Source organism: Burkholderia sp. AU39826 (genome assembly GCF_020419965.1).
GTDB classification, from domain to species: Bacteria; Pseudomonadota; Gammaproteobacteria; order Burkholderiales; family Burkholderiaceae; genus Burkholderia; species Burkholderia semiarida.
On the sequence record NZ_JAIZQG010000001.1, the window covers coordinates 143,776 to 166,872 of the forward strand.

Consider the following 23,097-nt stretch of genomic DNA (forward strand, 5'->3'; position numbering starts at 1 on the left):
GGCCCAACCCGGAAAGAGATCCAGGAGATACCCCGCATGAGCACTTTCGACAACGTCGTGGCCGGCAGGGCCACGATGGAAGCTGCCGCCGCCACGCCCGGTGCGATCATCGCGCGGCTCGAGCGGCTGCCGGCCAACGCGATGCAGATCCGTGCGCGCGTGCTGATCGGCACCGCGACGTTCTTCGACGGCTTCGACGTGATCACGATCGCGGCGACGCTGCCGCTGCTGATTCATAAATGGGGGCTGTCGCCGACGCAGATCGGCATGCTGATCGCGTCCGGCGCGATCGGCCAGTTGATCGGCGCATTCCTGTTTCCCGCGCTCGCGGAAAAGCACGGCCGCGTGAAGGCGATCGCGTGGAGTTCGGCGGTGATCGGGATCACGAGCATCGCGTGCGGCTTCGCGCCGACGTTCGAGGTGTTCGTGCTGCTGCGGATCCTGCAGGGGCTCGGGCTCGGCGGCGAATTGCCGGTCGCGGCGACGTACATCAACGAGATCACGCGCGCGCATGGCCGCGGCCGCTTCGTGCTGCTGTACGAGATCGTGTTCCCGATCGGCCTGCTCGTGTCGATGGCGCTCGGCGCGTGGCTCGTGCCGCGCTTCGGCTGGGAGATCATGTACTTCGTCGGCGGGCTGCCGCTGCTTCTGTCGCTCGTGCTCACGCATCTCGTGCCGGAATCGCCTCGCTGGCTCGCGTCGCGCGGGCGGCTCGCGGAAGCCGGGCGCGCGGTCGGCGCGTTCGAGGAATCGGTGCGCGGCGAGCTGCCGCCGGCCACGCAGGCGGCCGCGTTCGACGAGATGGTGCGTCAGCATCCGAAGCGCAGGATGAGCGACCTGTTCAGCGCCGCGTATCGCAAGCGCACGCTCGCGGTGGCGACGCTGTGGGCGACCTGCGGGTTCATCCAGTACGGGCTGTCGACCTGGCTGCCGACGATCTACAAGAACTTCTATCACGCGCCGCTGCAGCTCGCGCTGAACCTCGCGGTGATCGGCTCGGTGATGGGCGTGCTCGGGTCGCTGGCCTCCGCGCTGCTGGTCGACAAGCTCGGCCGCAAGCCGGTGATCGTGTGGTCGTTCGTGCTGTGCGCGCTGTCGCTGGCGTTCGCGGGCATCTATCACGCGTCGTCGGTGTATGTGGTCGCGACTTTCTGCTCGCTGTCGCTCGGGCTGATGGCGTCGGGCTTCATTACCGCGTACGTCTATACGCCGGAGCAGTATCCGACGAGCATCCGCGCGTCGGGCTGCGGGCTCGGCAGCGCGTGGCTGAAGATCGCGTCGTTCGCGGCGCCGATGATCGTGCCGCACGCGATCATCGGCGGGAACCTCGCGCCGGCGTTCTACCTGATCGGCATCGTGCCGCTGATCGCGGCGGCGACCGTGCACTTCGTCGGGATCGAGACGAAGGGGAAGGTGCTGGAGGCGCTCGAGGCGTAAGCGTGGCCGGCAGTCACGGTCCAGGTACTCGGGCCCGGGAGATGTTCCCCGGGCCCTTTTATTTCGCCGCGGTCCGTCGTTCCATGTGGAGCGCTGCCAACGGGCGCCATGGTTGCCGCACGGCTCACGTGTTCTAATTCACGGTCCCGATTTTCATCAGACCGTCGCCATGCCCCTGTTCGAACCCGTCACGCTGAATACCTCCCGCCTCGTCCTGCGGCCGCTTCGCGACGCCGACGCACACGCATTCTTCGAGATCTGGTCCGATGCGGAGGCGATGCGCTACTTCTCGTTCTCGCCGATGACGCAGCTCGAACAGGCCGAGGAGCGCATCGCGCGCAACGTGCAGACCGCCGCGAGCGGGGAGAGCCAGACTTGCGTGCTCGAACTGCGGGAGACTGGCGAAGCGCTCGGCGAATGCGCGCTGTTCCATGCGAACGCGCAGTGCCGGCGCGCGGAGATCGGCTTCAGCCTGCGGCGCAGGTTCTGGGGCGGCGGATACATGCGCGAAGCGGCGACGGCCGTGATCGATCATGCCTTCGCCACGCTGCGACTGAACCGCCTCGAAGCCGATATCGATCCGCGCAATGCCGCGTCGGCGCGGCTGCTCGAACGGCTCGGCTTCGTGCGGGAAGGGCTGCTGCGCGAACGCTGGATCGTCGGCGACGAAGTGTCGGACAGTGCGCTGTACGGGTTGCTGGCGCGCGATCGACGCTGATGCTGTGGCGGCAGCGGATTACTTCGCGGCAGGAACGATCGCGCACGCGTCGATGCAACGACGCGGGGTCATCGGGTTCGGGCCGCCAGGTGCGATTCGACGGCCGGTAAGGTTGCATTCACAACTGCGCGAGCCAGCCCTCGACCTTGTCTTTCCCGCGCAGCGTTGCAACCCATCGGTCGGGCAACGCCTGTTCGCCGTACAGCCCGCCGGCGAGGCCGCCGGCGATGGCCGCCGTCGTATCCGTGTCGTTGCCGAGCGCGATCGCGCGCTTCACGCAGTCCTCATAGCTGCCCGTCGACAGCAGGCAATGGATCGCCGACCAGAAACTGTCGACCACATAACCCGATCCTTGCGGCGCGTCGAAGCGGCCGTCGAGCACGATCTTCAGTTCGATTTCGTCAGCCGTGCCTTCGTAGCGCGCGAGCAGTTCGTTCTCCGCTGCGCGCACCGCATCGGGTGCGGGCTGGCCATCGACGATCCTCAGCGCCGTCAGGCAATAGAGCGCGCAGCAAAGCTGCGAACGCATGTGACCGTGCGTGACGACGCTCTGCTTGTACGCGAGCCGGATCGCGTCGTCGCGCGACGCGGCGACCATCGCGACGGGGAAGCAGCGCATCAGCGAGCCGTTGCCGTTGTCGCGCTCCTCGCGGGGCCCGGCCTCCGCGGGCGCGGCGCCGGCCGCCAGCGCATGGAACGCGCGTTGCGTCTGCAGGCCGACGTCGAATACGCGGCCGTCGGGCGTGAATGCGCCGCGATGAAACCAGTCCAGCAGGTTGCCGGCGAACGTATCGAGATTCAGGTCGTGCTCGCGCAGCAGTGCGTCGAGCAGCGCGAGCGCCTGCGCACCGTCGTCGCTCCAGGTGCCGGGCGGTACGCCGCCGTGCGCGCGAGCGAAGCCCGGCGGCGGGGTCATGTCGATCGCGGCAGGCGGCGGGATCGACGCGGCGTCGTGGAATTCATACGGCACGCCGAGCGCGTCGCCGATCAGCAGGCCCAGCAGGCCGCCGCGCAGGCGGGATCGTCGGTTCGGAATCGTTGTCATCAAGGCGAATTCGGGTTGGGGCGGCTTGCGTCGCGGAAGACCGTGCACAAGACCTCGAACTGGGCCCCGTCATTATGCCGTCGCCGCCAATTGGTGTCCCTTTCGGACTGTTCGTCGGGCGCCTTCGCGCGGTGGCAGCCGCAGTCGTCGTTGAAACGACCCGCGACGATTACGTCAATACTCGTCCGGCCGCCACGTCGGCAGGCACTTCGCGCTCCAGTGCCTTGGCGGCGAGTTCCCCGACCCAATCCGCATCGGCGGGATCGACGACGCCATATTGGTCCGGCGGAAAAAAAGCATGGTGGTGAGCCGCCGCAGCCAGGCGCTCACATTCGGCGTGAGACAGCAGACAGGACGTCACGGTCAATGGCGCCGCCGGTCCACTCCATCTCAATCCGATGCGGATATGGGTGCGTGGTGCAAATGCGATTGCCAATTCTCGCCGCGGGATCAATCGTTTCGTCTCCGAGGGGAGCGTTGGCGGTCCGTACCAATTGTCTGCCGCAATTCGATGATCCAGCACCAGCCAATGGCCGACGGACGTTCGGGCCAGGATCCACTGCCTTACTCGGGCCCTGCCGGGTTTGAGCTTGCCGTCGATCCATTCCTCGACGTAGACGGGTTCCGGATCGTAGTCGTCCGACCACACGACGATTGCCGAACATAGCGTATGGCGCTCCAATTCGACATGCCCGTTGGACGGCATTTCGCGCCAGTACCGCTGTCGGGTACCGTACGTCGCGACGCACCAGTTCAAGCCGATCCACGCTGCGATGAAGAGCGCCGTGACCCATATGACGGTGACGGCTGTTTCGCCGACCGCACGATCCATATCAAAGGTTGGATCGACCATTCCGCGGTATGCAAGCATACCCAGCAGATACGCGAGTATCGGGACCGCAGGCCCGACTACGACCGGCACCACCAGAATGGCGAGCCAGCTTCGAACATGCACGATCCCCGCCGACTTGGCGCGCGCACGCTCCTCATCGCTCATCGCCGCGACTTCCCGCGCGGGAATGTCGTCGCTCGGGGTGTGGAACCGCTCATACGTATTCTGGCATTTGGGCATTCGACGGGGCGTTCGCTGAAAGAGGGCGATATAGCAGGGATTTCCTCGAGGAACTGATTCTTGCATACGTCAGGGTCGGTTCTCAGACGGACGCATGTGCGTTCTGTACGAAAAACAAGACCGATGCGCTGCGGTCGGTGCGAAACCATGCGGCAGGGGGCCCGTATGCGCAGGTGGCCCAAAGTCGAACGGTAGCGGATGAAACGACGCCGGGAAGACAACGACGCGCTGGGATTGTCGCGAGCGGATGACTTGCCGGATTCACCGGGCGAACGTACGCTTGGTCGATATCACGGTCCACCCACCGGTTATCGACCATGCAAGCTCATCCTCTGCGTCTTTCCCCCGGCGACGATCTGCGCGGCGCGATCGAGCTGGCGTTGCGCCGCCACGATTCGCACGCGGCCTTCGTGATCCAGGGCATCGGCAGCCTGAGCGTCGCGCAGTTGCGTTTCGCCGGCGCCGACCAGCCGACCGAGCTGCGCGGCGACCTCGAAATCCTGACGCTGGCCGGCTCGGTGTCGCCGGACGGCGCGCATCTACATATGTCGATCTCGGATGCAGCCGGCCGCGTGACGGGCGGCCACGTCGCGAGCGGCTGCGTGGTGCGCACGACGGCCGAGATCCTGCTCGCGCTGCTGCCCGCGCATCGTTTTTCGCGCGAGCCGGATGCGGACACCGGTTTCAACGAACTGGTGATTCGGAGCGCGCCTTCGTGAGCGGGGCGGCAACGCCGCATCGACACCGCGATGCGCCGATCGCTGCGTCCTTTCCGCCCGCATAAAAAAGGCGCCGCGGCCATTCGGCCCGCGGCGCCTTGCGGTGCGCGGCGACGTCGACCACCCGCCGCCGCCCGGTTGCGCGCTTAGATCTGCACGGTGTCGGCGACTTCCTTGAAGTCCTCGATCTGGTCGAAGTTCATGTACTGATAGATCTTGTCGCCGTTCGCGGTGAGCACGCCCATGTCGGCCATGTACTCTTCCTTGGTCGGGATCTTGCCCAGACGCGAGCAGATCGCCGCCAGTTCCGCCGAGCCGAGGTACACGTTCGTGTTCTTGCCGAGGCGGTTCGGGAAGTTGCGGGTCGACGTCGACATCACCGTCGCGCCTTCGCGCACCTGCGCCTGGTTACCCATGCACAGCGAGCAGCCCGGCATTTCGGTGCGTGCGCCGGCCGTGCCGAACACGCCGTAGTGGCCTTCTTCCGTCAATTGCTTCTGGTCCATCTTGGTCGGCGGCGCGACCCACAGCTTGACCGGAATGTCGCGCTTGCCTTCCAGCAGCTTCGACGCGGCGCGGAAGTGACCGATATTGGTCATGCACGAGCCGATGAACACTTCGTCGATCTTCGCACCGGCGACGTCGGACAGCGTCTTCACGTCGTCCGGATCGTTCGGGCACGCGACGATCGGCTCGTGGATGTCGGCGAGGTCGATTTCGATGACGGCCGCGTATTCGGCGTCGGCGTCCGGCGCGAGCAGTTGCGGGTCGGCCAGCCACTGTTCCATCGCCGCGATTCGGCGCTGCAGGCTGCGCGGATCCTGGTAGCCCTGCGCGATCATCCACTTGAGCAGCGTGATGTTGCTGTTCAGGTATTCGATGATCGGCTCCTTGTTCAGGCGCACCGTGCAACCGGCAGCCGAACGCTCGGCGGACGCGTCCGACAGCTCGAACGCTTGCTCGACCTTGAGGTCGGGCAGGCCTTCGATCTCGAGAATGCGGCCCGAGAAGATGTTCTTCTTGCCTTGCTTCGCGACCGTCAGCATGCCTTGCTTGATCGCGTACAGCGGAATCGCGTTGACGAGGTCACGCAGCGTGACGCCAGGCTGCATCTTGCCCTTGAAGCGGACCAGCACCGATTCCGGCATGTCGAGCGGCATCGTGCCGGTGGCGGCCGCGAATGCGACGAGGCCCGAGCCCGCCGGGAAGCTGATGCCGATCGGGAAGCGCGTGTGCGAATCGCCGCCGGTGCCGACGGTGTCGGGCAGCAGCATGCGGTTCAGCCACGAGTGGATCACGCCGTCGCCCGGGCGCAGCGCGATGCCGCCGCGCGTGCTGATGAAGTTCGGCAGCGTCTGGTGCGTCTTCACGTCGACCGGCTTCGGGTATGCGGCGGTGTGGCAGAACGACTGCATCACGAGGTCGGCCGAGAAGCCGAGGCACGCGAGGTCCTTCAGTTCGTCGCGGGTCATCGGGCCCGTGGTGTCCTGCGAGCCGACCGACGTCATCTTCGGTTCGCAGTACGTGCCCGGGCGCACGCCCTGGCCTTCCGGCAGACCGCACGCGCGGCCGACCATCTTCTGCGCGAGCGAGAAGCCCTTGCCGCTGTCGGCCGGCTGGTGCGGCAGGCGGAACAGCGTCGACGGCGGCAGGCCCAGCGCTTCACGCGCCTTCGCGGTCAGGCCGCGGCCGATGATCAGCGGAATGCGGCCGCCGGCGCGCACTTCGTCGAACAGCACGTCGGACTTCACCTGGAATTCGGCGATGACCTTGCCGTCCTTCAGCGCCTTGCCTTCGTACGGGCGCAGTTCGACCACGTCGCCCATGTTCATCTGCGACACGTCGAGCTCGATCGGCAGCGCGCCGGCGTCTTCCATCGTGTTGTAGAAGATCGGGGCGATCTTGCCGCCGAGGCACACGCCGCCGAAGCGCTTGTTCGGCACGAACGGGATGTCCTCGCCGGTGAACCACAGCACCGAGTTGGTGGCCGACTTGCGCGAGGAGCCCGTGCCGACCACGTCGCCGACGTACGCGACCAGGTGACCCTTTTCCTTCAGCGATTCGATGAACTTGACGGGGCCGCGCTTGCCGTCTTCTTCCGGCGTGATGCCCGGGCGCGCGTTCTTCAGCATCGCCAGCGCGTGCATCGGGATGTCGGGGCGGGTGGTGGCGTCCGGCGCTGGCGACAGGTCGTCGGTGTTGGTTTCGCCCGTGACCTTGAAGACGGTGATGGTCAGGCTTTCCGGCACTTCCGGACGGCTCGTGAACCATTCGGCATCGGCCCAGCTCTGCAGCACGGCCTTCGCGTGCGCGTTGCCCTTGTCGGCGAGTTCCTTCACGTCATGGAACTGGTCGAACATCAGCAGGGTTTTCTTCAGCGCGTCGGCGGCGACCGCGGCGACGGCTTCGTCGGACAGCAGCTCGATCAGCGGCTGGATGTTGTAGCCGCCGAGCATCGTGCCGAGGAGTTCGGTCGCGCGCGCCCGCGAGATCAGCGGGCAGGCGGTCTCGCCCTTGGCCACGGCGGCCAGGAAGCCGGCCTTCACGCGGGCGGCTTCGTCGACGCCGGCCGGCACGCGATGGGTGATCAGGTCGAGCAGTGTCTGCTCTTCGCCGGCGGGCGGGTTCGTCAGCAATTCGACCAGTTCGGCGGTTTGCTGAGCCGTCAGCGGCAGGGGAGGAATACCGAGCGCGGCGCGGGCGGCCACGTGAGCACGAAAGTTTTCAAGCATGGGGAGACCTGCTGATATTGCGTTGGAGGGGAAGGCCTTGCCGGCACTCCGGGGCTATTCCAGGCACTGCTTTGAGCGGGATTCTAGTCTCAATGGTCTGGAACGTCAAATGTCTTATGTCTTATATAAGACTTGGGGGTGTGAAAGGCGGGGCGGGGCCGTATGGCGCAGCCGGCCTTGTCGGGCGGATGCTGGGGTGTCGGTTCAGGTCCGTCGGTGTCGCACATATCTGCACAAGCGCGCAGGAAACGGTACACACCGGGCGCGTTCGGGCCGCTACGCTTGCTGTCACGCGGCTTGCATCGAGTGTCGGAACGGGAGGCGGGGGTCGTCGCGCGCCTGTCGATTCGCCCCGGGCGGCAGCGATTCCCTTGACTCCGGCGATCCACCACATGCGCTCCAGAGACGCGATTTTCCTGATGATGGCGCTCGTCGCGTCGCCGACCGTTCACGCGGCCGCGCCCGGCGACGAAACGCGGGATCCGGCGAGCCGGCCCGTCGCGCTGGTCTATCGCGGTCCTGCCGCGTGCGACGGGTGCGCCGAAACCATCGCCAGACGCCTGCGGGAATCGGCCCACCGGTTCCGGGTGATCTACGTGGGGCCGGCGGAAAAGCTCAAGATCACGCCCGCGGCGCTGGCCGGTGCGGCGCTCTACGTGCAGCCCGGCGGCGGGCAGGACATTCCCGGCGCGGCAGCCAGCATCGGCCGAAACGAAATGCGGGCCGTGCGGCGATACGTAGCGAACGGCGGCCGATATCTCGGACTATGCATGGGCGCCTACCTGGCCGGCGCGCAGGGTTTCGGGCTGGTTGCCGGCGATATCGACGCCGAGGTCGGCCGGCCGGGTTCGACGCTTCACGGCATCGCCGACACGGTGACGCCGGTCGTGTGGCGCGGGAAAAAGCGCTGGATCTACTTTCAGGACGGCGCGAGGCTCCCGGTCGCGCCGATCGGCTCCGGCGGGACTGTGCTGGCGATCTACCCGAACAAGGACATCGCGGCTGCCACGTACCGCTACGGCAAAGGGCGCGTGGGCCTTGCCGGCCCGCATCCGGAGGCCGATGAAAGCTGGTATCGCCAGAATGGTCTCGAGAACCCGGACGGCGTGGTGCCGGACCTGGCCTACGACCTGATCGACGCGACGATGAAGCCTTAGCGGAGCTGCCGCGGCGCGCGCGGTTTATCGCCGTTTGGCGCGATACGCGTCGAGATTCTTCCGCGCCTGCGCGCGGATCGCGCGCTGCATGAAAGGCGTCCAGCCGAGCAGCGCGCCTTTCATCCCGAGCGCCTGACGCGCCCAGCGCCACAGGTCGAAATGGTCGCGATGCTCGACGATGCGTCCGTCGCGAAACCGGAAGCGCGCATCGATCCGGTTGACCACCATTCGGCCGGTCGCGGCGAACCGGTAATGCGCGCTCCACTGCGCGCGCCCGGCCTGGCCGTCCGCGGCGACTTCGCCGAACGTCAGCGAGAATTCCTGCGCCCGCGCGACCAGCATCCGCCACATGTCGCGCGCGAGTTCGCCGCGCAGTTCGCCGAACGCGGGATCGCTGAACACGATGTCGTCGGCATAGCACGCGAGCATCGCATCGATGTCGCGCTGCTGAAAGGCCGTGTAGAAGCGCTGGATCAACGCGGTGTTCGGATCGGTCATGTCGGGTATGAGTGCGCGGGGAGGCGGGTGTGACGTTCGTCGAAACGTCGAACGGAAAAGCGGCGGCGGGCAGCGCGAGCCGACGCCCGCGCGAGCCATGTCAGGCGCGGCCGGCTCGGGCGCGGCTGGTTTGCCGCCGGATGATACGCGTCAGCGGGCCGCCATCGCAACGTCCTGGCTGCTGCGTCCCGTCACCAGGCAGCCCGACATGAAGGCCTCGCTCTGACTGCCGGCGGCGGCTTCGCCGAAGCCGCGGCCGAGCGCATCGGCCTTCACTTGCGCGGCGCCTTGCTCGCATGCGAGCGGGCTGGCGTCGCGGCCCTGCGCGTGCAGGATCGCGCGATCGCCGATGAGATAGGCCAGCAGCGCGAAAACAGCGATATGTACGGCTCGTCTCATGGTTCGTCTCCTCGTCGCTCAAGCGTAACGCGGACACGTCCGACGAAGCACTTGGGGCTTCCCCCGGTAAACGTCTGCTGAAAGCGGTGGCGGGGCAGGGCGATCCCGTCCTGTTTTTCCGCCGTTGCTGGAGAGGCGGGCAATGCGCTCGAGTTTGACGAATGTCAGGGTGCGGGCGGGCGGCGGCGCTCGCGCGGCCGTTCAAGGCGATAGCATGAATGCATGATTTGACGGAACGCGATGCGGGGTCGACCCATCGGGTCCGGCAAGCAGGCAAATGTTGAATATCGCTGTCGAAATAGTGAGGAATCCAAATGTTGAACGTCTCTTCCGTCCTGATCAGTCTTGCCCCGATGTGGGCCATCCTGCTGCTGGCTTCTTCGGCGGCCGCCTATTTCGTGTTCTGGCGCAAGGCCATCAAATAAGCGCTGCGCGACAGCGTGCGCCCGGGGCGCACGCGTGACGCGCCGCTCCCGTCATTGCACCGCCGTCACTGGCACAGTCGAAATCCGTACCAGCCGGCCCATCACGCTGCGCCGAAACACCGACATCAGCGCATGCAGCGGATCATGCCGCGGCGCGACCACGACGATCTCGTCGCAGCCGGTCTCGGCCGCCACGGCCGCGATCGTATCGGCCACCGGGCCGACCTTCACCTCGACGGTGTATTTGACGCCGGCCTCCTTCAGAATCCGCTCTGCCATCGCCAGATCGCCGGCCGCGAATTTTTCTTCGATCGCGCGCAACCGCGACAGCGGGTGATAGGCCTCGAGCCGCGTGGATTCGAGCGGCGCCTGCACGTTGATGAGCACGACCTCCGATGCGCAGCGCTCGCGATACAGGAATGTCGCGTGGCGAACCGCCTGAAGCGAGCGCGGCGAATGGCCGACCGGAACCAGCAGCTTGAGCATGAGCGATATCCAGGAAACGGGATGCTTCCAGCGTAGCGCGCGGCCAGGCCGGGCCATCTAAAGAGATCGCGCGGCCGCGTAAAAATGTCGTTAACGGGCGCCGGCACATGACGCGCCTATTAGAAATATAAGAAATTTAAATTTATGCGCATAAACGATTTCATCGGGCGTGGCGGCCTGGGCAGCGCGGCGTCTGGCGCCCGGATTTAGTCGAATCCTCAATGAATCGCGACGGAAAATATCGGAGGTCGAGCATCCGGCGTCACGTAGAGTAGAGTATCGGCCGCGGCGCGGCCGCCTCCCGGCGGGCATGGGAGCGCGCGCCGTCGAGCGGCCCGCCATTCGATCCGATTCCAGGAGACCCCGCATGCCGCACGGCGCCCCGCAGTTTCTCGCCCCCGCTTCCATTTCCGTCGATCCGATCGTGCGCCTGTCGGCCGGTGAGCTCGCGGCGGCGATCCGCAGCAAGGCGGTTTCGTGCGTCGAGACGATGCGTGCGTATCTCGATCACATCGAGCGTGTGAACGGCGCGGTCAACGCGATCGTCGCGCTGCGCGAGCCTGATGCGCTGCTGGCCGAAGCCGCGGAAAAGGATGCGGCGCTGGCGCGCGGCGAGTACCGCGGCTGGCTGCACGGGATACCGCAGGCGCCGAAGGATCTGGCGATGACGAAGGGGCTGCGGACGACCTACGGCTCGCCGATCTTCCGCGAGAACGTGCCGCAGGCCGATTCCGTCGGCGTCGCGCGAATGCGCGCGGCGGGTGCGATCTTCATCGGCAAGACCAATACGCCGGAGTTCGGGCTCGGTTCCCACACGTTCAACGAGGTCTACGGCGCGACGCGCAACCCGTACGACCTGACGAAGAGCGCGGGCGGCAGCAGCGGCGGCACGGCGGCCGCGCTCGCGTCGCGGATGCTGCCGGTGGCGGACGGCAGCGATTTCGGCGGATCGCTGCGCAATCCGGCCGCGTTCTGCAACGTCTACGGCTTCCGTCCGTCGCAGGGCCGCGTGCCGCGCTGGCCGGGCGTCGACGTGTTCATGCAGCAGCTCGGCATCGAAGGGCCGATGGGCCGCACCGTCGGCGACGTCGCGCAACTGCTCGCGATCCAGGCCGGCTACGACCGCAACGATCCGCTGTCGCTCGCGGAGGATCCGGCCGTGTTCGCGCAACCGCTCGACGCGGACCTGCGCGGCAAGCGCATCGCGTGGGTGGGCGACTGGAACGGCTATCTCGCGACGGAGGCCGGCGTGCTCGCGCAGTGCGAGCGCGGGCTGGCGACGCTGCGCGAGATCGGCTGCGACGTCGATGCCGCGCTGCCGGCGTTCGCGCCCGACCGGATCTGGCGCCTGTGGCTCACGCACCGGCACTTGCTGTCGGGCGGCGGGTTGCTCGCGCACTATCGCGACCCGGTGCGCCGCGCGCTGCTGAAGCCCGAGGCGATCTACGAGGTCGAAGGGCTGCTCGCGATGCAGGGCGCGGCCGTGTTCGACGCGAGCGTCGAACGCACCGCGTGGCATCAGGCGGTGCTGAGCTTCTTCGATCGTTACGACTTCATCGCGGCGCCGACCGCGCAGGTATTCCCGTTCGACGTCGAACAGCGCTGGCCGCAGGAGATCGCGGGGCGCGCGATGGACACGTACCACCGCTGGATGGAAACAGTCGTGCCGTGGACGCTCGCCGGCTGCCCGGTGATCAACGTGCCGGTCGGCTTCAACGACGCGGGGTTGCCGATGGGGATGCAGCTGATCGGGCGTCCGCGCGCCGATCTCGCCGTGCTGCAGCTTGCGCGCGGCTACGAGCAGGCGGCCGACTGGGTGACGCGGCGCGTGCCGGCATGGATGGCGGCGTGATACCGCGGCCGGCAGGTGGCCGGTAGGCGGGTAGGCGGGTGACGAAACGGGCGGCGGCGAGCTGCCCGTTTCGTTTTGCATCGTTCGACTTGAAGCTCGCCGGCGCAGGCGGGAGCCGGCATTCATTGATGCAACCGGAGAAAGAATCGCAACGCGTGCACGGCATCGCGCGGCAAACGTACGCGAATCCGCGCGACGGGGCCCGTCGGTCGCCGAATTGCAAGCGGCGGCGCGGCGTGATTTCGTTTCGATGTGTTTCAGTCGTTGCGGCGGCGCGCGACGCGCTTCGACAATATTGCCTCGATCATTCGGGCACGAGGAAAACACATGAAGCACATTCGCGCGACGGGCCGGTATCTGGCCTCGGCAGGCATCGCGTTCGGCATCCTGGTGAGCGGCACCGCACACGCGCAGCTCGACCTGCAGTCGATCGGCGCGTCGCTGCTCGGCGGCGGGCAGCAGGCGGCAGCGCCGGCGCAGGGCGGTGTCGCGCAGTTGCTGCAGGCCTATGTCGGCGCGAACCAGCAGGTGCTGAGTGGCCAGTCGTCGCTCGCATCGGCGATGGGGCTGACGGGCGCGGCCGGGCAGGCGCAGCAGGCCGCGAGCCAGTTGTCCGGCGGCGATGCGCTGTCGCCGGCCACGCTGTCGCAGATGGGCGGCGCGCAGCAATCGGTGTCGCAGGCGCTCGGCCAGGCGTTCGCGAGCGGCGGCGCCACGCACGGCCCGATCGACAAGCAGGCGTTCAGCAACGGGCTTGCATCGCTCGGGCAGGGGCTCACGCAGTATTCGCAACTGCAGTCGGGACTCGGCAATCTCGGCTCGACGAGCGCCGCGTCGCTGCTGCAATCGGGCCTGAATCCGCAGAACATGCAGGCCGCGTCGTATATCGCGCAAAGCGCGCCGAGCCAGTTGCAATCGCTCGCGGCGACGCTCAGCCAGGCCGTGCAGTTCGCGACGAGCCAAGGCATTTCGGTGCCGTCGGTTGCGTCGTCCGCACTGAAGCTGCTGCCGTAACGTCGCGCGGATGCGTGCGCGATGCGTCGCCGGCATCGCGCGCGCCGGCCACGAACGATAGTCCCGCACACCATGGGGATTTCGCGCGATGCTATCGTGGCGTGTTCCTTTTATCGGTGCCGGTTCATGACTGACTCGTTCGACCTCTCGCGCTATTTCTCCCGCATCGGCTACGACGGCCCGGCCGAGCCGACGCTCGACGTGCTGCGCCGCCTGCACCTGCTGCATCCGCAGGCGATTCCATTCGAAAACCTCAATCCGTTGACCGGCGCGCGCGTCGCGCTCGACCTGCCCGCGATCGTCGACAAGGTGATCGAACGCCGCCGCGGCGGTTACTGCTTCGAACTCAACAAGTTGTTCTACACCGCGCTCACGACGATCGGCTTTCGCGTGACGCCGCTGATCGCGCGCGTGCGCTGGATGCGGCCGCCCGAGATCGTCACCGCGCAGACGCACATGCTGCTGCGCATCGACCTCGACGGCGCGGCGTGGCTCGCGGACATCGGCTTCGGCAGCGCGACGCTGACCGCGCCGCTGCGCTTCGTGCCGGGCGAGCGGCAACTGACGCCGCACGGCGCGTTCCGCGTGATCGACGCACCGGTCGACGGCGAATTCGACATGCAGTTCGAAATTCCCGACGGCTGGCAGACGACTTACCGCTTCTCGCTGAAGCCGGCCGAATGGATCGATTACGAAGCCGCGAACTGGTTCACGTCGACGTATCCCGAATCGATCTTCGTGAACGACCTGATCGCGTGCCGCGTGCTGCCGGACGGCCGCGCGGCGCTGCTCAATACCGTGCTGACGCTGCGCGACGCGGCGGGGGCCGGGCGCACGATTGCGTTCGACAATGCAGCCGACTGGGCCGCGTGCCTGCGCGACACGATCGGCATCGATACGGCGGGATTCGATCTCGACGCGCTGTTCGTGCGGCTTGCGGCGCGCAGCGCGAGGTAACGCGGGCAGACGATGCACGGCAAGCGGCCTGCTCGCGGGCCGCGCGCCGTTTCAATCCAATCGTTTCAGCCCATCCGTATTTGACTTTTGCTAGATTGCTAGCATACTAGTACCCATGACCGACGAAGAAGTGAAGCAATTCAACGTGTACCTGCCGCTCGGCCTGATCCGGCAGGTCAAGCATCGCGCCATCGAGACGGAGCAATCGCTGTCCGCGCTGGTGGCCGACGCGTTGCGCGCGTATCTGGCCGCGCCGCCGCCCGGCGCGGAGCCGTCCAACAAGGAGGAGTGACATGTCGTCCGAACGGATCGAAGCTGTGTACCTGACCACGCACAACTGGGGCAAGTCGGCGAAGTTCTTTCAGGCGCTGGGCTTCAGGCTGGAATTCGAAACCGATCACCAGTCGGGCCAGTTGCGCAGCGGCGACGGCCCGTTCCTGTTCATCGCCGAAGTGCCGCCGAGCGAAAAGCCCGACATGCAGGTCGTCATCAAGGTGGCCGACGAGCAGGCGGTGCAGCCGCAGCCGATCGTCGATGTCGTCACCCCGTTCGAGGACACGCACTGGGGCACGCGCGACATGACCGTGCGCGATCCGGACGGTCGCGTGTGGCGCCTGCAGGCGCCGGGCAAGCAGGGCGCATGAGGTCGACATGACGGATATCCGCGAAGACGACGCACTCGACAGCACGGCCGCGCGTGTCGCGCTGTGGCGCGCGCTGCACGTCGAACTCGACGCGCCGCCGCATGTGCTCGCCGACGAGATCGGGTTGCAATTGCTCGCGCCGGCACCCGGCTGGCAGCAGCGCGGCGACATGGATCCGCAGTTCACGCGGCCGTTTCGTGCGTCGATCGTCGCGCGAGCGCGCTTCATCGAGGACCTCGTGGCCGAGCAGGTCGCGCGCGGCGTGAGCCAGTACGTGATCCTCGGCGCGGGGCTCGACAGTTTCGTGCAGCGCCGGCCGGACATGGCGTCGTGCGTGACGGTATTCGAAGTCGACCAGCCGGCGCCGCAGCGCTGGAAGCAGCGCCGCCTCGTCGAACTCGGCTTCGGCGTGCCCGACTGGCTGCGCTTCGTGCCGGTCGATTTCGAGGTGAAGCAGTCGTGGCGCGACGCGCTCGTCGGCGCGGGCTTCGATGCCGGCCAGCCGGCGGTCGTGGTGTCCACCGGCGTCAGCATGTACCTGACGCGCGAAGCGAATGCGGCCGCGCTGCGCGAAGTTGCGTCGCTCGCACCCGGTTCGACGTTCGCGATGACGTTCCTGTTGCCGCTGGACAATGCGGATCCGGACGTGCGCCCAGGGATGGAAATGGCCGCGAAGGGCGCGCGGGCGAGCGGCACGCCGTTCATCAGCTTCTTCATGCCGGACCAGATCCAGGCGCTTGCACGGGAGGCCGGCTTCGCGAAGGCCGAACACGTGTCGGCCGCCGAGCTGACGCGCCGTTATTTCGCCGACCGCACGGATGGCCTGCGGCCGCCGAACCGCGCGGAAGAATTGCTCGTCGCGACGGTCTGACCCGGCACGTTCGTCATCCCGGTTAGACCGGTCACGCGCGTTCGAGCACGGCCATTTCCCGCACGACCACGAGCAGCACCGCGAGGCTCGCGCCGCCTGACGCACGCAGATCCGCGAGCAGGTGCTCGTAACGCGCGAGCGCGGCCTCGCGGCGCGCGCGCCACGCACCGACGATCGTGTCCGGCGTGGTCGAGTCCGGCGATTCCGCGAGCGCGCTCGTCGCGAGCGTGCGCTTGAGCCGCGCGACTTCCGCGAGTGCGGCGGCGCGCGCGAGCATGTCCCAGTGCGTCGGTGTCGGCAGGGTCGCCGCGCGTTCGCCGATCCACCCGTAATTGAGCAGCGTGCCGAGCGAGAAATAGACGCCCGCGACGAGTTCGAGACTGCGGTTGCTGGTCGCGGCCACTTCGGCGATGTCGAGCAGCGCGGCCGAGATGTCGCCGCTCGCGACGCGTACCGCGAGCGCGCTGTCGACGCCGGCATCCACGAGCACGCGCTGCCGCTCGGACAGCGCATCGAGATCGTCGGCCGGCAGCAGCGACGGCAGTTGCGGCGCGAGCCGCTGTGCGGCGTCGCGGCAGCGCGCGATCAGCTCGGCGACGCCGCCGTCGGCCACCGCGCCCGCTTGCAGGTGCCGCAGGAACCACAGCGCCGCGCGTTCCAGCAGCCGCGCGACGTCGACGAACATGCGCGCCTGCACGTCGTCGGCGACGCGGTTGTCGAGCGCGTCGATGTCGCGCCACACCGCATCGAGGTCGAACACGTCGCGCGCCATGATGCACGCGCGCACGATGTCGCCGGGCTTCGCGTCGGTTTCCTCCATCAGCCGGTGCACGAATGCGCAGCCGACGCGGTTCACGAGCGCGTTGGTCAGGTGCGTCGCGAGAATCTCGCGGCGCAGCGGATGGCGGCGCATCGGCTCGCTGAAGCGCTGCTGCAGCGGCTTCGGGAAGTAGTCGACGAGCATCGCCGCTACCAGCGGATCCTCGGGCACGTCGGATTCGAGCAGCGCGTCGTAGAGCCACATCTTGCTGTACGCGAGCAGCACCGCGCGCTCCGGCGACGTGAGGCCGAGCTTCGCGGCCTGCCGCTCGGCGACTTCGTCGTCGGTCGGCAGGAATTCGATCACGCGGTTCAGGCGGCCCGCGCGTTCGAGCCAGCGCATCAGGCGCGCCTCGGCGTCGAGCAGCTCGACCGCATAGCGGCCCGCGATCGACAGCGCCTGCGTCTGGTAGTAGTTGTCGCGCAGCACGAGCAGCCCGACTTCGTCGGTCATCTCGGCGAGCAGCGCGTTGCGCTGCTTCTCGGTCATCTCGCCGTCGGACACGACGAGCCCGAGCAGGATCTTGATGTTGACTTCGTGATCCGAACAATCGACGCCGGCCGAGTTGTCGATCGCGTCGGTGTTGATGCGGCCGCCGCGCTGCGCGAACTCGATGCGGCCGAACTGCGTGCAGCCGAGATTGCCGCCTTCGCCGACGACCTTGCAGCGCAGGTCCGCGCCGTTCACACGCACCGCGTCGTTCGCGCGGTCGCCGACCTGCGCGTGGGTTTCGCGCGCGGCTTTCACGTAGGTGCCGATGCCGCCGTTGTACAGCAGGTCGACCGGCGCCTGCAGGATCGCGCGGATCAGCTCGGTCGGCGGCAGCGCGTGCGCGTCGATGCCGAGCGCGGCCTGTACCGCCGGCGACAGCGGGATCGTCTTCGCGGTGCGCGGATACACGCCGCCGCCCGGCGAAATCGCGGCCGCGTCGTAGTCGGCCCAGCTCGAGCGTTCGAGCGCGAACATGCGCTGGCGCTCCGCGAAGCTCGTCGCCGGGTCGGGGTTCGGGTCGAGGAAGATGTGCCGGTGATCGAACGCGGCGACGAGCCGGATATGCGGCGACAGCAGCATCCCGTTGCCGAACACGTCGCCCGACATGTCGCCGACGCCGACCACGGTGAAGTCGGTCGTCTGCGTGTCGATGCCCATCTCCCTGAAGTGCCGTTTCACCGATTCCCACGCGCCGCGCGCGGTGATCGCCATCTTCTTGTGGTCGTAGCCGACCGAGCCGCCGGACGCGAACGCATCGTCGAGCCAGAAGCCGTATTCGTGCGAGATCGCGTTCGCGTAGTCGGAGAAAGTGGCCGTGCCCTTGTCGGCGGCGACGACCAGGTACGGATCATCGGGGTCGTGGCGCACGACGTCGGGCGGCGGCACGATCGCGTTGCCGGCAAGGTTGTCGGTGAGGTCGAGCAGCCCGCGCAGGAACGTCTGGTAGCACGCGATGCCTTCGCGCATCCAGGCTTCGCGATCGGTCTGCGGCGGCGGGTTCTTCACGACGAAGCCGCCTTTCGAGCCGACCGGCACGATCACGACGTTCTTCACCATCTGCGCCTTCATCAGCCCGAGCACCTCGGTGCGGAAATCCTCGCGGCGATCCGACCAGCGCAGGCCGCCGCGCGCGACGCGCCCGCCGCGCAGGTGCACGCCCTCGACGCGCGGCGAATACACCCAGATCTCGAACATCGGCTTCGGTTCGGGCAGGCCGGGCACCTTCGCCGGGTTGAACTTGAACGACAGGTACGGCTTCGATTCGCCGTTCGCGTCGGCGAGGAAATAGTTCGTGCGCTCGGTGGCGTTGATCACGCCGAGGAACTGGCGCAGGATGCGGTCCTCGTCGAGGTTCGGCACCTGGTCGAGCGCGCCTTCGATCGCCTTCAGCAGCCGTTCGGCCTGCACGTCGCGCGTGTCGCCGATGCGCGGGTCGAAGCGCAGCAGGAACAGCGCGACGAGTTGCCGCGCGATCGCCGGATTGCCGGTCAGCGCGCGTTCGATATACGCGTCGCTGAAGGTCGAGCCGACCTGCCGCAGGTATTTCGCATACGCGCGCAGGATCGTCACTTCGCGTGCGCTCAGGTGCGCGCGCAGCACGAGACGGTTGAAGTCGTCGTTCTCGATCCGGCCGCTCCAGATCCGGTCGAACGCATCCTCGAACAGGCCTTTCACGCGCTCGATGTCGAACTCGGTATCGTCGGCGAGCTCGAGGCCGAAATCGTGTACCCATGCATGCGTGGCGTCCTGCGTCTGGATCCGGTACGGCCGCTCCTCGTCGACGCGCACGCCGAGATGTTCGAGCATCGGCAGGCTGCGCGACAGCGCGATCGGGTCGCCCGCGCGATACACCTTGAAGCGGAACGCGCGCGGCTCGGCCTCGATCGGGCGGTACAGGTTCATCGCGAGCTGGCCCGAGTCCTTCACGCGCTCGATCAGCTCGATGTCGCGCACGGCCGTGCGCGCCGGGTAGTCGTCGCGATAGCCGGCGGGGAACGAATCGGCATAGCGCTGCAGCAGGCGGTTGCCTTGCTCTTCGCCGAATGTGTCGAGCAGCGCGTCGGCGAGATCGTCCTGCCACCGGCGCGTGACCTGCACGAGCCGCGTTTCGAGCTCGCGCGTGTCGACGTCGGGCATCGTGCCCGGTTCCGCATGCACGACGAAATGAATGCGCGCGAGCGCCGATTCCGACAGCAGCGGCGTGAACTCGACGTTCACGCCGTTGTACGCATCGACCAGCAGCTTCGCGATGCGGCGGCGCAGATCGGTGTTGTACTTGTCGCGCGGCACGAACACGAGACACGACACGAAGCGGTCGAAGCGGTCGCGGCGCACGAACAGCCGCGTGCGCTGGTGTTCCTGCAGGCGCAGGATGCCGAGCGCGATGTCGTAGAGCCGGTCTTCGTCGGCCTGGAACAGTTCGTCGCGCGGATAGGTTTCGAGCACCGTCACGAGCGATTTGCCGAGATGCCCCTTCGGCAGGAAGCCCGCACGTCGCACGATGTTCGCGCACTTGCGGCGCACGATCGGGATCTCGGTGAACGAACCGAAATAGGCGGTCGACGTGTAGAGGCCGATGAAGCGGCGCTCGCCGGTGACCTTGCCGTCCGCACCGACGAGCTTCACGCCGACGTAGTCGAGGTAGCCGGGCCGGTGCACGGTCGCGCGCGAATTCGCCTTGGTCAGGAAGATCGGCCAGGGGCCGGTGATGATCTCGGCGGCGGCCGGCGGCAGCGGCGTCACGTCGGGCGCGCCGGACGTGCGCAACGATTCGCGCAGGATGCCGAAGCCCGAGCCCTCGATGCCGCGCAGGCCGAAACCCGTGCCGTCCGATACGAGCGCGTAGTCGCGCTGGCCGAGGAACGTGAAGTGATCGGCGGCCATCCATTCGAGGAACGCGCGTGCCTCGATGTCCTCCGCGGTCGATTCGCGCGCCTTCATCTCCTTGATCGTCGCGCGGGCGATGTCGACGATCTTCGGCCAGTCTTCCACCGACGCGCGCACGTCGCCGAGCACGCGCGCGATGTCCTCGCGCAGCGTGTCGAGCAACGCGGCGTCGCCGCAGCGGTCGACTTCGAAATGGATGAACGACGCGAGTTGCGACTGGCCGTCGCCGGACGTCGCGCCGCCCGCGTCGACCCGCTCGATACCGCCGCCGGCGCCGCGCCAGATGCGGAACACCGGATGCAGCGCCGAATGCAGCGCGAGCCCGAGACGGTTGATGGCCATCGTCACCGAGTCGACGAGGAACGGCATGTCGTCGTTGACGATCTCGATCACCGTGTGGTCGGAATGCCAGCCGTGCTGCTCGAGGATCGGGTTGTACACGCGCAGGCGTTCGCTGCCGGGCACGAATTTCTGGGCGGTCTGCCAGTGCGCCATCGCGGCGCCGTACAGGTCGGCGATGCCGCGGCTCTGCAGATCGTCCGCATCGACGAAGTCGTAGTAATGACGCAGGAAGGGTTCGACGATCCGGAACGTGGCGTCGGGCAGGCGAGCGCGCGCGAATTCGACGACATCGGAGAGCAGGTGTGCGACGACTTCCTCGTTCTTCGCTTCCATGGCGGTCTCCTCGTCGGGTGGCCATCGGCTGCTGCGTCTGCCCCGCATTATGCGCCGATTGCGTGACGAAGCGATGTGCGGGCGCACAACGGCGGCGGGCGCCGCGGGGTAGGGTTAGGGTGCGGCACCGGGCAGACGACGCCGAAGCGACGCCGCCCGTGTCGCTCAACCCTCATCGCTCCACAGCTTCCCGGCCGTCGCCCAGTTCTCCTTCTTCACGTCGGTGAGAATGATATCGACCGAGCCCGGCGCGCAGCCGAGCGTCTCGCACGTGACGCGCGTGATTGCTTCGACGAATGCGCGCTTTTGCTCGACGGTGCGGCCTTCGAACAGCTGGATATTGAAAGTCGGCATGACACATGCTCCGGTTGGGATTGAACGATTGACGACGAGCGATTCGGTACGGTGCGGATGCGGCGTCAGTCGCGATACGACGGATCGACCCGGTCGAGCCGGCGCAGCAGCGCCGGCCATTCCAGTTCGCCCTCGATCACGCCGCCGGCGCGCAGTTGTGCGGCGGTGCGCTCGGCGATGGCCGGTTCCGGCAGCACGAGGGGCCCGCCGCCTGCTTGCGCGCGCAACTGGATGTCGCACGCCTTGATCAGCGTGTCCATCAGAACGTACGCTTCGGCGACGGTCCGGCCGACCGTCAGCGTGCCGTGATTGCGCAGCAGCATCGCGGATTTCGCGCCGAGGCTCGCGGTCAGCCGCGCGCCTTCGGCCGGCGAGAACGCGAGCGCCTCGTAGTCGTGGTACGCGAGATCGCCATGAAAGCGCAGCGCGTGCTGCGACGCCGGCAACAGCCCGTCGCGCTGGATCGACACAGCGACGCCGGCCGTATTGTGCAGGTGCATCACGCAGACGGCGTCCGCGCGCGCGGCGTGCACGGCCGCATGCAGCGCGAAGCCCGTCACGTTGACCGCGTGCTCGCCGTCTCCGATCCGGTTGCCGGCCAGATCGATCTTCACGAGGTTCGATGCGCGGACCTCGTCGAAGGTCAGGCCGAACGGGTTGATCAGGAAGTGGCCCGGCTCGCCGGGCACGGTTGCGGACAGATGCGTGTAGATCAGGTCGTCCCAGCCGTTCAGCGCGACGAGCCGATACGCGGCGGCGAGGTCGACGCGCAGCTTGCGTTCGGCGTCCGAGATCGCGCCGCCGGGCTTCACGGCATCAGGACGGTGTGCGAATGACATCGGGTTCTCCGAGGGTGAGGCGGCGCGCGACGGCTACGGTCACCCATGACGCGAGCGCGAACGGGGCCGTGAACACGGTAATGCCTGCGCGCATCGCGAGCCACTGGATCAGCGCGGCGAGGGCGGCGGCCGCGAGCGCCGCACGCGGCCCGCGCGACATCAGCGCGAGCGCGGCGAGCGCGCCGTTGAAGCCGAGTAGGCCGCCGGCGAGCGATGCGTCGCTCGCGCCGAGCGCGACGAGCAGCACGGTCGACGCGATCGCACCGCCGAGCGCGAACGCGGCCGCGCGGCGCGACGCGACGGCCAGAGCGGCGACGACCAGCGCGCCGGCCCATGCGCCTTGCGCGAAGGTGGTCTGAGCGACGCCCGACAGCAGCGCGTCGGTTGCGGAAGCGAGCGTCGGCACGGGATCGGCGCTCGCGCCGTCCGCGTGCTGCGACGCGACAAACGGCAGCCACAGCGCGGTGACGGCCAGGCACGGGCTCGAATACGGGCACTGGCGCCAGCGGGCGAGCGGCACCCGCATCGCGCGTTGCACGAGCGCCGCGCCGATCGCCACCAGCGGCGCCAGCGCGACGGCGGCGAGTTGACCGGGCGCGAACAGGACGGCGATCAGCGCGGCCAGCGCGCCGTTGAAGCCGTGCAGCCCCTGTTCGACGTCGCGGCGCTCGGCGCCCGTCAGCACGGCCGTCATGCTGGCGGCAGCCGAGCCGACCAGCGCCGCGCTCGCGAGCCGCAGATCGGTCAGCGCCAGCGCGGCGAGCAGCAGCGTACCGGTGAGCGCGTTCGCCTGCAGCACGATTTGCCCGATGCCGCGCAGCAGGATGCGCAGGTCGATCGACGGCGAGGCGGGGCGGGCGGTAGGCATGATGGCGGCGGAGCAGGACAAGCCGCGAGCATAGGGCACGTTTCGATGCACCGGAATAGGGAATTCTGGATAGTCAGGATTTGTGGCGGATGCCCTGATGTGGGGCATGGTCGGTGTGTATTCGGCGCGGGGGTAGT

At 67.7% G+C, this 23,097-nt stretch carries 20 protein-coding genes; 10 read left to right on the forward strand and 10 right to left on the reverse strand.

The window, feature by feature from the left end:
* Positions 1 to 36 precede the first annotated feature (36 nt).
* Together LGM42_RS00720 and LGM42_RS00725 are read left to right on the forward strand one after the other, a co-directional pair.
* Positions 37 to 1,437, forward strand: coding sequence for an MFS transporter (locus LGM42_RS00720; RefSeq protein ID WP_059639668.1), 1,401 nt, complete (start codon positions 37 to 39; stop codon positions 1,435 to 1,437).
* Between the two features lie 169 nt (positions 1,438 to 1,606).
* Positions 1,607 to 2,155: a GNAT family N-acetyltransferase gene (locus LGM42_RS00725; protein WP_059584893.1), complete on the forward strand. Its 549-nt coding sequence runs from the start codon at positions 1,607 to 1,609 to the stop codon at positions 2,153 to 2,155.
* Positions 2,156 to 2,273: 118 nt separating this feature from the next.
* Here the strand turns inward: LGM42_RS00725 and LGM42_RS00730 are convergent, their stop codons facing one another.
* Both LGM42_RS00730 and LGM42_RS00735 read right to left on the reverse strand, forming a co-directional pair.
* The gene (locus tag LGM42_RS00730) at positions 2,274 to 3,200 is read right to left on the reverse strand and encodes an ADP-ribosylglycohydrolase family protein (protein ID WP_226231299.1); all 927 of its coding nucleotides are present in this window, start codon (positions 3,198 to 3,200) and stop codon (positions 2,274 to 2,276) included.
* Between the two features lie 169 nt (positions 3,201 to 3,369).
* Complete coding sequence (locus LGM42_RS00735; protein WP_226231300.1) at positions 3,370 to 4,272, reverse strand: hypothetical protein; 903 nt, start codon at positions 4,270 to 4,272, stop codon at positions 3,370 to 3,372.
* Positions 4,273 to 4,589: 317 nt separating this feature from the next.
* On the opposite strand from LGM42_RS00735, the gene LGM42_RS00740 reads away from it, so the two are divergent.
* Entirely contained in the window at positions 4,590 to 4,991 is a 402-nt protein-coding gene (locus LGM42_RS00740) for a PPC domain-containing DNA-binding protein (protein ID WP_226231301.1), read from the forward strand.
* Between the two features lie 146 nt (positions 4,992 to 5,137).
* Here the strand turns inward: LGM42_RS00740 and acnB are convergent, their stop codons facing one another.
* Positions 5,138 to 7,723 carry a bifunctional aconitate hydratase 2/2-methylisocitrate dehydratase gene (gene acnB / locus LGM42_RS00745; protein WP_059584897.1) on the reverse strand — a complete coding sequence of 862 codons (2,586 nt, stop codon included), beginning with the start codon at positions 7,721 to 7,723 and terminating at the stop codon, positions 5,138 to 5,140.
* A 392-nt stretch (positions 7,724 to 8,115) separates the two neighbouring features.
* Here acnB and LGM42_RS00750 point away from each other — a divergent pair, with 392 nt between their 5' ends.
* Entirely contained in the window at positions 8,116 to 8,880 is a 765-nt protein-coding gene (locus tag LGM42_RS00750) for a BPL-N domain-containing protein (protein ID WP_413227406.1), read from the forward strand.
* 24 nt (positions 8,881 to 8,904) lie between these two features.
* On the opposite strand, the gene LGM42_RS00755 is transcribed toward LGM42_RS00750, so the two are convergent.
* The 3 genes from LGM42_RS00755 to LGM42_RS00765 form a co-directional block, all read right to left on the reverse strand.
* Complete coding sequence (locus tag LGM42_RS00755) at positions 8,905 to 9,378, reverse strand: nuclear transport factor 2 family protein (RefSeq protein ID WP_059584899.1); 474 nt, start codon at positions 9,376 to 9,378, stop codon at positions 8,905 to 8,907.
* Between the two features lie 150 nt (positions 9,379 to 9,528).
* Positions 9,529 to 9,777: a hypothetical protein gene (locus tag LGM42_RS00760; protein WP_059584900.1), complete on the reverse strand. Its 249-nt coding sequence runs from the start codon at positions 9,775 to 9,777 to the stop codon at positions 9,529 to 9,531.
* A gap of 476 nt (positions 9,778 to 10,253) precedes the next feature.
* A complete protein-coding gene (locus tag LGM42_RS00765; protein WP_226231303.1) occupies positions 10,254 to 10,688 on the reverse strand; it encodes a universal stress protein in 435 nt (144 codons plus the stop codon).
* Between the two features lie 367 nt (positions 10,689 to 11,055).
* On the opposite strand from LGM42_RS00765, the gene LGM42_RS00770 reads away from it, so the two are divergent.
* The 6 genes from LGM42_RS00770 to LGM42_RS00795 all read left to right on the forward strand — a co-directional run bounded on the left by LGM42_RS00770 (position 11,056) and on the right by LGM42_RS00795 (position 16,026).
* A complete protein-coding gene (locus LGM42_RS00770; protein ID WP_226231304.1) occupies positions 11,056 to 12,540 on the forward strand; it encodes an amidase in 1,485 nt (494 codons plus the stop codon).
* 327 nt (positions 12,541 to 12,867) lie between these two features.
* Positions 12,868 to 13,554: a hypothetical protein gene (locus LGM42_RS00775; RefSeq protein WP_226231305.1), complete on the forward strand. Its 687-nt coding sequence runs from the start codon at positions 12,868 to 12,870 to the stop codon at positions 13,552 to 13,554.
* Between the two features lie 126 nt (positions 13,555 to 13,680).
* On the forward strand, positions 13,681 to 14,511 hold the full coding sequence (locus tag LGM42_RS00780) for an arylamine N-acetyltransferase family protein (RefSeq protein ID WP_226231306.1): 831 nt from the start codon (positions 13,681 to 13,683) through the stop codon (positions 14,509 to 14,511).
* A 115-nt stretch (positions 14,512 to 14,626) separates the two neighbouring features.
* The gene (locus LGM42_RS00785; RefSeq protein ID WP_059639659.1) at positions 14,627 to 14,803 is read left to right on the forward strand and encodes a ribbon-helix-helix protein, CopG family; all 177 of its coding nucleotides are present in this window, start codon (positions 14,627 to 14,629) and stop codon (positions 14,801 to 14,803) included.
* 1 nt (position 14,804) lies between these two features.
* Positions 14,805 to 15,155, forward strand: a complete 351-nt coding sequence (locus LGM42_RS00790) for a VOC family protein (protein WP_059584906.1) — start codon at positions 14,805 to 14,807, stop codon at positions 15,153 to 15,155.
* Positions 15,156 to 15,162: 7 nt separating this feature from the next.
* Entirely contained in the window at positions 15,163 to 16,026 is an 864-nt protein-coding gene (locus LGM42_RS00795) for a class I SAM-dependent methyltransferase (RefSeq protein ID WP_226231307.1), read from the forward strand.
* A 31-nt stretch (positions 16,027 to 16,057) separates the two neighbouring features.
* Here LGM42_RS00795 and LGM42_RS00800 read toward each other — a convergent pair whose 3' ends face one another.
* The 4 genes from LGM42_RS00800 to LGM42_RS00815 form a co-directional block, all read right to left on the reverse strand.
* Positions 16,058 to 20,899: an NAD-glutamate dehydrogenase gene (locus tag LGM42_RS00800; protein WP_226231308.1), complete on the reverse strand. Its 4,842-nt coding sequence runs from the start codon at positions 20,897 to 20,899 to the stop codon at positions 16,058 to 16,060.
* A 165-nt stretch (positions 20,900 to 21,064) separates the two neighbouring features.
* On the reverse strand, positions 21,065 to 21,253 hold the full coding sequence (locus LGM42_RS00805) for a 4-oxalocrotonate tautomerase (protein ID WP_011547447.1): 189 nt from the start codon (positions 21,251 to 21,253) through the stop codon (positions 21,065 to 21,067).
* A 65-nt stretch (positions 21,254 to 21,318) separates the two neighbouring features.
* Positions 21,319 to 22,092 carry a class II aldolase/adducin family protein gene (locus tag LGM42_RS00810; protein WP_226231309.1) on the reverse strand — a complete coding sequence of 258 codons (774 nt, stop codon included), beginning with the start codon at positions 22,090 to 22,092 and terminating at the stop codon, positions 21,319 to 21,321.
* On the reverse strand, positions 22,070 to 22,960 hold the full coding sequence (locus LGM42_RS00815; protein ID WP_226231310.1) for an urea transporter: 891 nt from the start codon (positions 22,958 to 22,960) through the stop codon (positions 22,070 to 22,072). The genes LGM42_RS00810 and LGM42_RS00815 overlap by 23 nt, the downstream gene beginning before the upstream one ends.
* Between the last annotated feature and the right edge of the window lie 137 nt (positions 22,961 to 23,097).